This window comes from Streptomyces sp. NPDC054794 (assembly GCF_053611585.1).
Window position 1 is genome coordinate 117,550 of the sequence record NZ_JBSHAQ010000010.1, and the last position, 13,833, is coordinate 131,382.

Annotated in this window: 11 protein-coding genes, 2 pseudogenes and 1 riboswitch; of the genes and pseudogenes, 6 read left to right on the forward strand and 7 right to left on the reverse strand. The window is 70.6% G+C overall.

The window, feature by feature from the left end; all coding sequences use genetic code 11:
* Positions 1 to 166 precede the first annotated feature (166 nt).
* From ACWGKT_RS13235 to ACWGKT_RS13250, 4 genes are all read left to right on the forward strand, one after another.
* Positions 167 to 1,540, forward strand: coding sequence for an ATP-grasp domain-containing protein (locus ACWGKT_RS13235; protein WP_453273653.1), 1,374 nt, complete (start codon positions 167 to 169; stop codon positions 1,538 to 1,540).
* Complete coding sequence (locus ACWGKT_RS13240) at positions 1,537 to 3,549, forward strand: PEP/pyruvate-binding domain-containing protein (RefSeq protein WP_356151064.1); 2,013 nt, start codon at positions 1,537 to 1,539, stop codon at positions 3,547 to 3,549. The genes ACWGKT_RS13235 and ACWGKT_RS13240 overlap by 4 nt, the downstream gene beginning before the upstream one ends.
* A gap of 8 nt (positions 3,550 to 3,557) precedes the next feature.
* Positions 3,558 to 4,919: an MFS transporter gene (locus ACWGKT_RS13245; protein WP_453273654.1), complete on the forward strand. Its 1,362-nt coding sequence runs from the start codon at positions 3,558 to 3,560 to the stop codon at positions 4,917 to 4,919.
* 357 nt (positions 4,920 to 5,276) lie between these two features.
* Positions 5,277 to 5,486 carry a DUF6207 family protein gene (locus ACWGKT_RS13250; RefSeq protein ID WP_453273655.1) on the forward strand — a complete coding sequence of 70 codons (210 nt, stop codon included), beginning with the start codon at positions 5,277 to 5,279 and terminating at the stop codon, positions 5,484 to 5,486.
* A gap of 1,042 nt (positions 5,487 to 6,528) precedes the next feature.
* Here the strand turns inward: ACWGKT_RS13250 and ACWGKT_RS13255 are convergent.
* Positions 6,529 to 7,212, reverse strand: a complete 684-nt coding sequence (locus ACWGKT_RS13255) for a class I SAM-dependent methyltransferase (protein WP_453273656.1) — start codon at positions 7,210 to 7,212, stop codon at positions 6,529 to 6,531.
* A 107-nt stretch (positions 7,213 to 7,319) separates the two neighbouring features.
* Between ACWGKT_RS13255 and ACWGKT_RS13260 the strand changes: the two are divergent.
* Positions 7,320 to 7,460: pseudogene (locus ACWGKT_RS13260) on the forward strand (helix-turn-helix domain-containing protein); the annotation flags it as partial.
* A 143-nt stretch (positions 7,461 to 7,603) separates the two neighbouring features.
* On the opposite strand, the pseudogene ACWGKT_RS13265 reads toward ACWGKT_RS13260, so the two are convergent.
* Positions 7,604 to 7,716: pseudogene (locus ACWGKT_RS13265) on the reverse strand (S8 family serine peptidase); the annotation flags it as partial.
* A gap of 312 nt (positions 7,717 to 8,028) precedes the next feature.
* On the opposite strand from ACWGKT_RS13265, the gene ACWGKT_RS13270 reads away from it, so the two are divergent.
* Positions 8,029 to 8,862 carry a PIG-L family deacetylase gene (locus tag ACWGKT_RS13270; protein ID WP_453273657.1) on the forward strand — a complete coding sequence of 278 codons (834 nt, stop codon included), beginning with the start codon at positions 8,029 to 8,031 and terminating at the stop codon, positions 8,860 to 8,862.
* A gap of 91 nt (positions 8,863 to 8,953) precedes the next feature.
* On the opposite strand, the gene ACWGKT_RS13275 is transcribed toward ACWGKT_RS13270, so the two are convergent.
* The 5 genes from ACWGKT_RS13275 to ACWGKT_RS13295 all read right to left on the reverse strand — a co-directional run bounded on the left by ACWGKT_RS13275 (position 8,954) and on the right by ACWGKT_RS13295 (position 13,546).
* Positions 8,954 to 9,259 (reverse strand): hypothetical protein, encoded by a 306-nt coding sequence (locus ACWGKT_RS13275; RefSeq protein ID WP_453273658.1) that lies wholly within the window; start codon positions 9,257 to 9,259, stop codon positions 8,954 to 8,956.
* Positions 9,256 to 10,026 carry a nitronate monooxygenase gene (locus tag ACWGKT_RS13280; RefSeq protein WP_453273659.1) on the reverse strand — a complete coding sequence of 257 codons (771 nt, stop codon included), beginning with the start codon at positions 10,024 to 10,026 and terminating at the stop codon, positions 9,256 to 9,258. Before ACWGKT_RS13280 ends, ACWGKT_RS13275 begins: the two co-directional genes overlap by 4 nt.
* A 38-nt stretch (positions 10,027 to 10,064) precedes the next feature.
* The gene (locus tag ACWGKT_RS13285; RefSeq protein WP_453273660.1) at positions 10,065 to 10,364 is read right to left on the reverse strand and encodes a hypothetical protein; all 300 of its coding nucleotides are present in this window, start codon (positions 10,362 to 10,364) and stop codon (positions 10,065 to 10,067) included.
* A 215-nt stretch (positions 10,365 to 10,579) separates the two neighbouring features.
* Positions 10,580 to 11,728, reverse strand: a complete 1,149-nt coding sequence (cobT, locus tag ACWGKT_RS13290) for a nicotinate-nucleotide--dimethylbenzimidazole phosphoribosyltransferase (protein WP_453273661.1) — start codon at positions 11,726 to 11,728, stop codon at positions 10,580 to 10,582.
* A 71-nt stretch (positions 11,729 to 11,799) separates the two neighbouring features.
* A riboswitch (cobalamin riboswitch) is annotated at positions 11,800 to 11,980 on the reverse strand.
* Between the two features lie 318 nt (positions 11,981 to 12,298).
* Complete coding sequence (locus tag ACWGKT_RS13295) at positions 12,299 to 13,546, reverse strand: cytochrome P450 family protein (RefSeq protein WP_356151079.1); 1,248 nt, start codon at positions 13,544 to 13,546, stop codon at positions 12,299 to 12,301.
* Positions 13,547 to 13,833: the final 287 nt, after the last annotated feature.

Sequence of the window (13,833 nt, forward strand, 5' to 3'; positions counted from 1 at the left end):
GGCATTTGCCTGAGTGGTTCGGGCTTCACGGCCTGCTGGAGGCGAGTGGGGGCTGGTTCGCTTGAACGAGACGGCGCGGTGACGGCCGATGCGCCCACATGCCCGCCGGCCGCCGTACGGGCGCGGGAAGTCCCCCGCCCGGTGTTTTGGAAGGAGTTGGGATTCCGTGAGCAAGGTGCTGTACGTGCATGCCAAGGGCGGACCTCCAGTGGGGTACGCCCTGACGCGGGTGGCCGCGAGGTCCGCGGTGCACCTACTGGCACTCAGCGACCTGCCGGTCGCCGTGGCCGCTGACACCGCGAAGCTGTGCGCCTCGGTCGTCACCCCCGTGGACGCACCGGGTGGTGACCTGGTCGAGCTCATCACGGCCCGTGCGCGCGAGGTGGGTGCGGACGCCGTCCTCACGTTCTCGGAGTACGCGGTGGTCGCGGTCGCCGAGGCTGCCCGGCAACTCGGACTGAAGGGTGCCGGGCCCGCCGCCGCACTCGCCCGCGACAAACGCCTGATGCGCGCCGCGTGGGAGCGTGGCGGCATACCGCAGCCCCGGTTCCGCGCCGTCACCGGCGTCGCCGAACTGAGTCGGGCGGCCATGGAATTGTCATGCCCATTACTATTCAAGTCGGCCTGGAGCGCCGGCTCGACCGCCCACCAGATCATCGACAGGCCCGCAGACGCCCAGGACGCCTGGCAGCGCTCGCGCGCGGTCATGGCGGAGTCCGCACAACTCGGCTTCGCCGAACTGCACGTTCGCGGCGCGTCGGAGGACTTCATCGTCGAGGAGATCGTCAGCGGATGTGCCGAGGAGTGGTACGACGACCCCGGCTGGGGTGACTACGTCAGCGTCGAGGGCGTGGTCGCCGACGGAGTCTTCCGCCCGGTCTGCCTGAGCGGGCGCATGCCCACGGTGGTGCCGTTCACCGAGCGCGCGGGGATCACCCCGGCCGCCGTAGGGAGCACGGCTCAGCGCGTGATCGTGGAGCTCGCCCGGCACGCGGTGAACGCGCTGGGACTGGAGAACTGCGGCACCCACACGGAGATCAAGCTGGGCCGGGACGGTCGTATGTGGGTCATCGAGACGGCCGCACGATTCGGCGGCGCGATGACGGTGCCGCAGATCGAGGAGGTCTTCGGCCTTGACATGATCGGCATGTTCACCGATCAGCTCCTCGGTGGTTCACCTGCCTGGCCAGCGCGAGCGTTGACGCCCGAGGATGCCGCGGGTGCGGCCGGATCCCTGGTGGTCCTGGCGGTGCACCGGAACGGCACCCCCTGGTCCCGCCGCCACCGCTGGGACTCCTCAGCGGTCGTCCGATCGGCCCCGGTCGGCGCGGGCAGCGCGCTTTCCGTCGTACGCGAGAGCTCGCTGCCGGACGGAGCGCTCGTACCGGTCTACGACCCTGCCGCCGGCGCCAACACGATGGCGGGCCTGTGCGTGTTGTCGGCCGACCGGCCGCAGGCCGTGGTCCGCGACTTCACCGCCCTGATCGACGCGCTGCCGCGCATCCTGCCCACGGACGTCGCCGAGGAGGCACGCGCATGACTCTCGCATTCGACGAGACGGGCCTCCCCGACGCCGCGGCCGATCGGACGGTCGTCGGCGCCAACCTGTCGCTGCCGTTGTTCCGCACGCTGTCCGGCGTGCTCGCCGGACACCCGTACCTGAAGGTCGTGGTCGACCGGGCCGAGGGCACGTGGCATCTGCTCGACACCCGCGTGCACCCCTTCCACGCCGACTACATCGCGACCCGCATCCTCGGCATGACGTCGGACGAACTCGACGCGGATCTCGACGCGTTCAACGCATCCGTGTACATGGCGCCGGACCGCCGCTTCCTGCTGGGAGTGCTGTCTCTGCACAGCGACGAGGAGGCCGACGGCTCCGAGCGGCCCTTCCTGGTCCTGGAGACGACCGAGGCGGACACCATGCACGGTGCGCTGCTGGAGGAGTTCCACCATTTCGTCCGCGGCCGGTTGGACGGACGCCTCCCACTGCTGCTGAAGCCCGCGAACCACGGCCAGGAGCACGAACTGGCGTCCATCAGCGAGGCACGCGTCCCCCGCATTCTCGGCCAGGAGCTGTTCGGCAACCGGACCCGCACCTGCCTCAACCCGGGCGAGGCCGAAGGGCGACTGCGATACTTCCGCAGCCGGGAGGAATACCGCAGCGCCGCCGCGGAACTCGGCTGGGCCGACATCGTCGCGATGTCCTGCCTGCCCGATGACGTGCCCCGCGTCGCCGGGTTCGTCAACACGGCCTCCACCACGCCGCTTTCGCACACCAACGTGCTCGCTTCGGGATGGGGCATCCCGAACGCCATCGTCCGCGACCTGGACACCGTCGTACGGCGCGAAGGACTGGACGGCGCGTGGGTCCGCTACAGCGTGCGGGAGGACGCCGTCACGCTGGAGAGGTTGTCCTCCCCGCCCGAACTACGCAGGCCCGTCTGGCACCAGCAGCGCATCCGCCTCGACACACCCCGCCTGGGGGACACACCGGTCATGGCTCTGCACCGACTGCGGCGGGCCGACCGCGACAGTTACGGCACCAAGGCGGCCAACCTCGGCGAACTGCACCACGTCCTGGACAGCCGTACCGCCGACCTGACCACGTACTACACGCGCCCGCGCCCGCCGCGGCCCGACCTGCTCACGCACCTCGCCTCCCGGCTCGGCGAGCCGGGAGCGCCCGTGGAACGGCTTCGCGCCAAGGCGGCCGAACGCGTCGCGCAGACGGTCCGGGCACCCGAGGGCGTGGCGCTGCCGTTCCGCCTGCACGATCTGTTCCTGGCCTCCTCGCCGGCGCTGCAACAGGGCATCGGCAAGCTGAAGATGGCCCTCGAACTCGACGCACTCGACGTGATCGACTCGCTGTCCCTGGACCTCCAGCACCTGATGCACAGCACTCCGATGCCCGACGAGGTGGCCCGCGCCATCACCGGCTCGGTGCCGGAACTACTGGCCGACGCATCGCGGCTGGTGGTGCGCTCCTCCTCCAACGCCGAGGATCTGCCGGGGTTCTCCGCGGCCGGGATCTACGACTCGGTGACGACGGTGCGTGGCCCGGAACAGCTGATGGACGCCGTACGGCAGGTGTGGGCGTCGTTGCTGTCACCGCGCAGCGTGCGCCTGCGGCACCAGGTCGGCATCTCCCTGGACGACACCTACATGGGAGTGATCATCCAGAAGTATGAGCCGGCCGACCTCGGGGGTGTGCTGGTGACCTGCAACCCGACCCGTCGCGAGGACTTCCGCAACGTGTACCTCAACTGCTCGTCCGGCTCGCCCGAACACGTGGTCGACGGCACGGTGCTGCCGCACCAGTACCTGTACAACACGGTCGAGGGCGGCGGGCGCACGGTGGCCGTCGGTTCTACGGGCGCGGACCTCCCGGGGGACACACGCGCGTCACTGGCGCGGCTGGCCCTGGTGGGGCGCCTGTTGCAGTCCCACTTCAGCGAGGACGACCCCGATGACGCCCTGGACATCGAGTGGCTCATGACCGCGGGCGGGACGTTCCAGCTGGTCCAGGTCCGCCCCTACGCCCGGTGAGGCGTCGTATGCCCGCCCCGTGGCACCGCGCTCCCCGACCCGATCTGACCCCGACCGCACGCCGCGTCATCCACCTCAACAACGGGTTCCAGCTGTTGTTCAACCTGCTGTGGTGGATGCCCGTGTTCTACGCCTACCAGCGCGACGCGGGCCTGTCCGACGGCCAGATCTTCGGCATCCAGAGCATCTACTACATCGCCTTCTGTCTGTTCGAGATACCCACCGGCGTCGTCGCCGACCGCATCGGTGCCCGTAACTGCCTGCGCGCGGGCGCGCTGGTCATGACGGCGGCGAACATGGTGCCGGTGCTGGCCCCGTCGTACACGGGCTTCCTCGTCCACTTCCTCGCCATCGCCGCCGGACGCTCCCTCACATCGGGCGCGGCGAGCGCCTGCCTGTACGACGGGCTGCGCGCCGAAGGAGCGGACGACCACTACCTCAGGGCGGAGGGGACGGCGCGCGCACTCGGGCTCGCCGCCAAGGTCGTGTGCTGGCCGCTCGTCGGACCGCTCATGTCCCTGGCCCCGCAGACCCCGTACGTGCTCAGCGCGGCGAGCGCGGCCGGCTCCCTGGGCTGCGCCCTCGCCCTACCACGGCTCGCCACGCTCGACACGGACTCCGGGCCGCGCGCCCAGGGCCGACGGGGCGGCACTCTGCTGCGCGACACGGGCGCCGCCCTGCGCGCCCTGCGCTCCTCACCGTGGCTGGTCCTGCTCATGGTCCAGGGTGTGGCGGTCTTCACGCTGTCGCGGATCTGCCAGGTCAATCTCTTCCAGCCGGTACTGCTGGAGCACGGCATAGGAGAGAGCACCCACGGCGGCGTCCTCGCGGCGATGACGGTGGCCGAGGCGGTGGCCTCCGCGCGCCCGCAGTGGCTGAGCCCCCGGCTGTCGCCCACGGCATGGGTGTCCCTGCTGAGCGTCGCGCTCGCCGCCGCCCTCGCGGGCACCACCGTCGGCGGTCCCTGGGCCGTGGTCGGTCTGTTGTGCGCGTTCGCCTCGATCACCGGCTTCGCCTATCCCGTGCAGCGCAAGCTCATCAACGACGCCATCCCCAAATCCGCGCCGCGCGCCACTTTGCTGTCGGTGGAGAGCATCGTGGACCGCGGGGTGTGTGCGCTGGCCGCCGTCGCCGCAGGCGCGTATCTGGCCGCCGGCCGACTGGACGCACTGCTGTGGCAGTCCGCCGCGGTCACCTGCGTGCTGATACCGGTACTTCATCTGGTGCTGCGCCGCATGAACCGGGCGACGGCCGCGCGCAGGGGACGTGGGACGCGTGCGGCCGACTCCGTAGCTCAGGAGACAGGCGCACGACCGCCGGAGGAGCCCGTTGCGCTGCCCGTGGACGAAGGCGCGGCTCTCCGCCCCTGAGCCACGGCGGGATCGACGGACCCGCGTGCCGCGTTACCAGTCGGCTTCAGTGGAGCGGGCGAACGCCGGCGCCGCGATGACGTACGCGATGCGGCCGCTCCCCGAGATCGGGCCGGCTGCAGGTGGACGGCGAGGCAGCTCACCGAGTCCGGGAATGCAGCATCGTCCATGTGCGCCTCCATCAGTGGGCGGGTCAGCCCGTCGAGGCAGCCCGTGCGAAGTTGCGGCGTTGCGCTCGCGCCCGACGCGACGTCTTGCGCTGAGCACGGGCGGATCAAGGCTCGGCTGGGACGTCCAACCGGGTGAAAGGTGAGCTCCGGACGAACCCGCTGCGACCCGGACGGCGTCGTTCCGGTCATGGACGTGATTCACGACGTGAGCGTGTCGGAGCCGGGCCTGGTGGTGCTCGACATCGCGGCCGCCGATGACCAGACGGCATTCGCCTTTCACGCCGCACTAGCCGCGATGTGGGCCATCACCACTGTCGAACGCACGAGCCGGGATCCCGGGCACCACGGAGTCCGGCTCCGCTGCTACCTCGACATGCGCCAGTCCCCCATGCCTTGAACCACGCCGCCTCCGGTACGGCGAGTGACTTCGCCACAGCAACGCGACGCCGACGCAGGGCGCGGAGGCCGGGTTGTCGGAGGGTTCCCCGGCGGGGTTGCGGGCGTGGTCGGGGCTGGCTGCCGGCCTGGACGTACGCGCGGCGCCGGGCAGGACCGGCATAGCCGTCGGGCAGGTCGATCGCCCAAGTGACCTTAGTCCGCCAGACCGAGCACTTCCGCGATGCCTTCCAGCACTTCAGGCGCGTCATTCACCACCCGGGGCGAGAGGAGCTTGTCGTCCTCACCGTTGATGACCACGCAGTGAGGGTGCCCTTTGCCCGCATCGATCCCGGCCCGGATCCGGCTCTAGCAGAAGGCAGGACACATCATGCAGCTATGCCGTCCAGTGGAGGACGGTCTGCAGCGAAAATCGGCTATCCGATGCGGAGACTGCCTGGGAGGTTGTGCAGGTGACTGAGAGGACCCCTACGACTCCGACCGTGCCCGATTTACCCGCCAGGCGCTGGCACGTCTGGTTCTCTGTGATCACGCCGTGGACGTCGCCGACCGCGCCGCAGGCTTGGTCGCCACCGAGAACGACCCCGACACAGGTCCCGGGGGCCGGGTCAGCCAGGCATTCCAGCTCATCGAGCTCGCGGAGCGCGCTTTGGTCTCGGCCGCAATCTGCGAGCGCGAGCGGGGCAGTTCCTGGGCGGAGATCGCCCAGTACCTGAGGATCGGAACACGGGCCGGAGGCGCGTACCCCAGTTGCCCACCGCAGCGTATGACTCAGCAGGGGCCTGCACCCATCTCGACCGCTGGGCCGGGAACCGGCTCAGTCTTGTCAACGATGAGGCTCCCGTCAGCTCCGGTCTCGTCATGGACACCGGCGACGGAGCATCCCCCGTCACCCCATAGCGGCGTTCGGCCCTGTAGGAAAGGCGATTGTCTCGTCGAACGGAACGCGAGCCTGGAGGCAGTTTCCTCTGGCCCGCTCCTCGAATCGTGCCTGATCCGGCCATGTGGTGGAGTCCGCGGCCATTAACGAGTGGCTGTAACGGCTACCGCTTGCGGGCGAGCAGCTGCACCGCCTGCGACCGGTGGCCGTTCATGGTGGCGACCTCGATGCCGCGCTCGTCCACCAGGTCGAAGTCCGACAACAAAGCGCGCAGCTCCTCAACGTCGTGGTGCCGGCACACCGCACCGTCGTCCGTGGCGAACACTCCGTACGGTGTGCCGAATTGTCGAGCGTAGGCGGCGTAGCGGCTGTGGTTTCGTTCGTCGTCCTGCAAGACCATGTCACTGACGTAGAGCAGCCCGCCAGGTGCGAGAACGCGGTTCAGCTCGTCGACCAGCGCCCGCTGAGCATCGGCGTCGGGGATACACGTAAGCACTGCGAACAGCAGGACGACGTCGAAGCTCTCCGCGGCGCCAATCAGGTCCGGTGGAGACTCCAGGACGGCAAAGCGCAGGTCAGGCCACAGCTGACGGCCCCGCTTGATCAGCGCGGGAGACAGGTCCACGCCGGACACGTCACGGAAGCCGTGCTCGCTCAGCTCGGCCATGACACGACCGTATCCACAGCCGTAGTCCAGAACCCGAGCGTCCGGATCCACCCCCGTCAGCCAGCTGAGATGCACCGGGTGGGTGAACGTCTTCGTTGCGCCGACGCCGTCCCAGTAGGCGATCTGACTACCAAGATCCTTCATGCGAGTGCAGCATACGGCCCTGCTGGGTCCGCACATCACTACTTGATCCACTTCACAGACACACTCCAAAGGCTGCCCGGTAACTGCTGGTTGCCGCGCGCCGAGCCGTTCCCTGCGCTGGCGCGCTTCGTCCGAAGGTGCTGCTGACCAACAAGCAGATCGGGGAGAATCTCTTCCTCTCCCCGCGGACGGTCTCCACTCACCTCTACCAGCTCTTCCCGAAGCTCGGCATCACCTCGCGCGCCGGGCTGCGCGACGCGCTGGAATCGCTCGACCGGCAGTGAGCCGACGTTTCGGCGCCGACCGATTCACGCACACCACCATCAGCCGGTTGCCGAGCGACACAACCGCCCGGCGCCCGCGCCCCATCTAGTGCCGCATCAAGCAACGTTTGCCCTTGACGGCGTCGGCGACGCCCAGCCGGCCGCTGCCGCCCGGTCCAGTCCGGGTGGTCTCGGCGAGCGGGACGGCGGCTCCGGCCACATGCGGCGTGGCCATCGAGGTCCCGCTCAGCGTCCGGCAGTAGCCCTCGCCCTCCGCGGCATGCTGCGCTGACGATCCTGGCAGGCTGGTCGCGGGCGGCCCGCAAAATGCCCGCGATGATCCAGGACTCCTGGCCGCTGCCCCCCATTGTTCGGCGCGGCGGGAACAGCCGACCCGGCCGGCACCGTTACACCAGCCGAGGGGCCGGCGCCGCGCGGGGCGGAACATCGCGGGACACAAGACTCGTCCGCCACGACGTGATCCGGGCCCCCGGGTCCGCGGTATGCCCGGTCACCCGATGTCGGGGCGACTCCTCATACGCCTGCCGCAGACTCGGACCGAGACCTTTGCACACAGGAGGATCGCTTCATGAATGACCGGCCCTTGACGCTCATGGCCGTGCACGCCCACCCCGACGATGAGGCCACTGGAACGGGAGGTGTCCTCGCACGGTACGCGGCGGAGGGCATCCGCACGGTCCTCGTGACGTGTACCGACGGCAGTTGCGGTGACGGACCGGGAGGTGTCAAGCCGGGCGATCCCGGCCACGATCCGGCGGCCGTCGCCCTGATGCGGCGCCGAGAACTTGAGGCAAGCTGCGACATCCTGAAGGTCAGTCATCTGGAGATGCTGGACTACGGCGACTCCGGGATGATGGGCTGGTCGAGCAACGACGCCCCCGGATCCTTCTGGCAGACACCCGTGGAGGAGGGTGCCGCCCGACTCGCGGAGCTCTTGCGCCGCTACCAACCGGATGTGGTCGTCACCTACGACGAGAACGGCTTCTACGGCCACCCCGACCACATCCAGGCACATCGCATCACGATGGCGGCGCTGGCGATGACCACGCCGACGCCGAAGGTGTACTGGACGACGGCGCCCCGCTCAATGATGCAGCGGTTCGGGGAGGTCATGCGCGAGTTCGGTGCGGACTGGGAGGAGCCGGATCCCGCGGAGGCCGCCGCGATGGCCGAGATCGGACTCCCCGACGAGGAGATCACCACCTGGGTGGACACCACCGCTTTCGGCCCTCAGAAGTTCGATGCCCTGGCCGCGCACGCGAGCCAGGGCGAGAACATCTTCTTCCTCAAGATGGGCCAGCAAAGGTTCACCGAGTTGATGGGCGTCGAGACCTTCGTACGTGTCCAGGACACCACCAGCGCGGCGGTACCGGAGAACGACCTCTTCGCCGGACTTCGCTAGTCCGCGCGCCTCCCGGGACCGAGCGACCTGGCCTGCTGTCAGGCCACCCTGTTTCGGCCGCTCTCCCGGGACGGCGCGTCCGGAGCACCGCTCACACGGGCGCTTCGGTCAGGCCCGCGGACAGCCATCGCACCACCGACTCCGCGCCGTACGGCCGCTCTTGGGGGGCGATGTGCCGCAGGAAGCCGAGGTCCTGGCCGATGGTGACGATGGGGGGTTCCACCATGCCGTGCGGACGGCGCTGTCCGAACCCGACCGCGGACAGCAGCCCGTTGCACAGGCACTGCCGTCCATCGGTCTGCTCGGCAGCGCGGCCCTTGCGGACGTACATCGCGCCGGGCTCCGCCGGGCAGCGATAGCCGACGGCGCCGCAGACCCGGGGGCGCGCCGAGCTCACTCGGGGGTGGCCAACGTGCCCGGCAGGTCGGCGACCTTGAACGGAAAGGTGGTCGGAGAGGCCGCAGGATCGTTGCGCACGGTCAGCGCGGAGCGAAGCTCGCGCTCGACCAGTTCCCGCCGCAACCGCGGATCGAGGCCGGTCTCCTCGCAGAGCGCGAAGACACTGCCGAGTTGGACGCCGACCGCGCCCGCTGCCCGCGCCCGGCGGAGCTGGTCCGGTCCGCATTGGCCGCCGGCGATCCGGAAGGGCAGGCCGAGGGCGGCCATCTTCGCGAAATCAAGGGTGTCCCGGGGGCCGTAGAGGGGATCGCCCTGCTCGTCCAGGCGCATCGGTCCGCGCGGCGGCGCGCTGTGCCCGCCGGCGCGGTGGCCTTCGACGATGAAGCCGTCCGGGGTGGTCTGCGCGGAACGGTTGAGATACGAAGCCAGGGCCGGCAGCGAGACGATGGCCAGGACGTCGGGTCGGTGCGGGGGCTCCGGCTGCGCTCCGCACAGCACTGAGGCCGGGTCGAAGCGCAGCTCTACGGGCTTGTCGTCACCCTCGACGTCCAATCGCGCGGTGACGGGCTGCAGTTGGGCGAGCCGGGTCGCGATGCCCGGGATCTGTGCGGGAATGCCCGCACCGACCAGCACATAGTCCACGCCGGCCAGGATCGCGCCGAACATGGCGGCGACCGTTGCGAGTTCGACCTTCTCCAGATAGCTGATGCCGACCGGTCCTTCGTGGCCTTCCCGGGCGAGCCATACCTCCCAGAAGTTGGCCACGACGGTCAGCGACCGGGCCGGGCACGCTTCGTCAGCGGTCAGCCGGGCGGTGCCGCGAATCGCTCGCCGACGCCGATCCCGCCCTCGACGAAGTAGCGCTCCCGTATGGAATCGGCAAGTTCCGGTACGGGGAAGCCGGCCAGCGCCAGCCTCAGGTGGCCCCCTGGGTCACCGCCCTGCAGCACCCGTATCAGCAGGGTGTCCAGGGCGGTACCGGACACGACACCCAACTGCCCGGTACGCGCGACGGCACGAGCCAGGCGCCAGCCGGACACACCCACCCCCATTCCGCCTTGGAGCAGCCAGGGCAGGTCGGTCCTGGTCCGGGGTGTGCTCATGGGTCCTCGCAAGGATGGTAGCCGGGTCCGGAACACCTACGTACGGTTCCGTAACCAGACGTCGCGCCATCCACCCCCTGGTTCGGTACAACTCCCCGCCCAGGACGGTGAACTTCGCGTGGGTGGTGCGGGCGCCCAGATCGGTTGACCGCACCACCCGGCAGAACAGGCCGGCCGGACGGTGCCCAGGCGGCGCCCGAGTCCGGCAGGCTGATTCAGCGGTGCTTGTCCGAGACCTCGGCGGAGTCGAATGTGGCCATGTCGCGCAAGGCACGCACCGCCGCCTGGACGAGCGGCAGAGCCAACAGGGCACCGGTGCCCTCACCGAGCCGTAGCCCCAGGTCGACCAGGGGATGCAGGCCGAGGTGCCGCAGGGCGATGGTGTGCCCGGGCTCGACCGAGCGGTGTCCGGCCACACAGGCGGCCAGGGCATCCGGGGACAGCCCGGCCGCAACCAGAGCCGCCGACGAGGCGATCACCCCGTCCAGGATCACCGGGACCCGGTGCGCGGCGGCGCCCAGCACGAACCCGGCGATCGCGGCGTGTTCCAGGCCGCCGACCGCCGCCACCGTCCCGATCGGGTCATGCCGGTCCGGGCGGTGCAGCTCCAGAGCCTTACGTACCACCCCCACCTTGTGCCGTCGGGTCGTGTCGTCGACTCCCGCTCCGTGACCGGTCACGTCGTCCGGGTCCGCACCGGTGAACGCGGCGATCAGCGCCGCGGACGCGGTGGTATTGGCGATGCCCATATCGCCGGTGAGCAGGCAGCGGGAGCCGTTGTCGACGAGTTCCGCGGCGACGCCGATGCCCACTTCGATGGCCTGGACGGCCTCCTGACGTGTCATGGCCGGAGCGCGGGTCATGTCCGCGGTTCCCGCCCGGACCCGGTGTCGCAGCAGCATGCCCGGAGTCGTGTCCGAGCCTGGCACCGGAGTCGCTACGCCCACGTCCACCACGACCACCCTGGCTCCGGTCTGAGCGGCCAGGGCGTTCACCGCGGCGCCGGAGGCCAGGAAGTTGGCGACCATCTGAGTCGTCACCTCCTGCGGCCAGACGCTGACGCCCTGGGCATGGACACCGTGGTCGGCCGCGAAGACGGCCACCGCGGCCGGCTCCGGCATCGGCGGCGGGCAGCTGCCCGCCAGACCCGCGAGCCGGACCGACACGTCCTCCAGCAGACCCAGCGAGCCGGGCGGTTTTGTCAGGTGGTTCTGGCGGTCACGGGCCGCGGCGCCGGCGCCGGCGTCCGCGGGAGCGATGGCGGCCAGGGTGCGCTCCAGCCGCAGGCCGACGGCGGGGTCGGCGGCAGGCCGAGGGGTTGGATCGGAGCCGGACGAGGGCACCATGAGGGAAGTCCTTCCCATGTCGGCGGTTCTCCACGCCACCGTGAACGGGCCGCGCCCGGGCGGGTAGTGCCTGGCTACGGGACGGCCGGAATATCCTGGCTCCCGGATCTCGGCACCCGGCTCGTACAGCACGGGTACCGGCGCCGACTCCCGGCCTTCCCAGCGGCCGGCTCGCACCGGCTGCCAGTGGCCATCTGCGGGAGGCAGCTCCCCGGTCACAGTGGCGGGCCCGCCCCGGAATTGGGCCATCGGGCCCGCACCGGAGTTCCTCCGCACCGTCGCTCGCATCCTGCCACACACCGCCGTCGTCGAGCAGCCGCCCGACGGGATGTCCTGCCGGGCCGGTGCGGGTGGGCGTACGGCCGAACGCGATGAACGTGCAGGCTGCGCCGCCCTGCCAGGACCTTCTGGGAACGCATGTCGGACCACATGGCCCTGGGTAGGGGCTGGACGGCGCCATCCGGTGGGGTGGGTGCGCGGGCAGGATCGGTGAAAGCGGGGGTAGAGGAGAGAGTGCGACGGCAAACACCGAGGCGCTGCCGCCTGCGGGGCGCCGCGAACAGAGACTCCCTGAGCAGCCAATGCGTCTCAGCGCCGTACCGGGCGGACCGGGAGCGCTTCGACGCTGTTGCCGATGAAGCTGCGCTGACGGGGCAGTTCGGCCTCGGGGACGGCGAGGTCGAGGTCCGGGAAACGGGTGAAGAGCCGTTCCAGCGCGATCGTGGCTTCCAGGCGGGCGAGTGGGGCGCCCACGCAGTAGTGCGCGCCCTGGCCGAAGGAGAGGTGCCGAGACGCGCCGGATCGGGTGACGTCGAAGCGGTCGGCGTCCGGGCCGTGGAAGGCCTCGTCGCGCCCGGCGGCGGTGTAGCCGGCGAGGACCGGGGTGCCCTGCGGGATCACGGTGCCGCCGAGGGCCAGGTCGCGGGTGGGATAGCGGAAGGGGAACCAGCTGACCGGGCCGTCCCAGCGCAGCGTCTCGTCCACCACGTCCGACCAGGTGGCCTTGCCCTCCAGGACCAGCGCCAGCTGGTCGCGGTGGGTGCACAGCGCCCGGACGGCATTGCTGATCAGGTTGAGGGTGGTCTCATGGCCGGCGACCAGCATCAGGCGCATCGTGCCGATGAGTTCGGCCTCGCTGAGCCGGTCGCCGCCGTCCTCGCGGGCCGCTATCAGGGCGCTGGTCAGGTCGTCGCCGGGGGCGGCCCGGCGGGCGGCCGCGATCGTACCGAGCAGCTCGACGAGCTCGCGTACGGCGGCCATCACCTCGGCCGGAGTGGTGTCGGTGGCGATGATCACCGTGTAGGTGAGGTCGTGCAGTCGGCCGCGGTGCTCGTCGTCCACACCGAGCAGCTCGCAGATGACGCTCAGCGGGAGCGGGAGAGCGAAGTGCGTGCGCAGGTCCGCGATACCGTCCGGGTCCTCGTCGGCGGCCCGGCCGAGGTCGTCGAGGAGGCCGGCGGTGAGTTCCTCGATGCGCGGCCGCAGCCGCTCCACCTGGCGGGCGGTGAAGGCGTTGCCGACGAGGGAGCGCAGCCGGCGGTGGTCGGCGCCGTCGGCAGTGTGCATGCCCTGGGCATTGGCGAAGACCCGCAGCGGCCAGTCCGCTGGGATCGTGCCGTCGTTCAGGGCCGGGCAGTGGCGGGCGTCCTTGGCCACGTCGGGGTGGGAGAGGAACTCCTTGAGCGTGTCGTGCCCCAGGACGACCGCCGCGGGTACCCCGCCGGGCAGGACGATGTCCGCGACGGGCCCCCGGGCCCGCAGGTCGGCGTTCAGGGCGTGCGGACAGCCGCCGGCGGGGTCGACGACGTGGGCGGGCGCGGGGGTGTGGGAGGACAAGCCGGGACTCCTGATCCTGTGGACGACTACCGGCCAACAGTGCGGTGTCGAAGGCCGGTTGTACAAGTCCACCCCGCCGGTGCCTCGGCCGAGGGCCCGGCCCACCCATCCCGGCTGACCTCCGAAGCCGGGCTGCGGCAACTCCAGCCTCGCCGGCGGCGTGACGTCGGGGTGCCCACATAACCGACGGGAGTCGACCCAGAGCCGAACCCTGACCCACCGGTGGGGGGGGCCCCGCGGGGGGGGGGCCCCCGGGGTGGGGGGGGGGCGCAAGGGGACCAGACGGG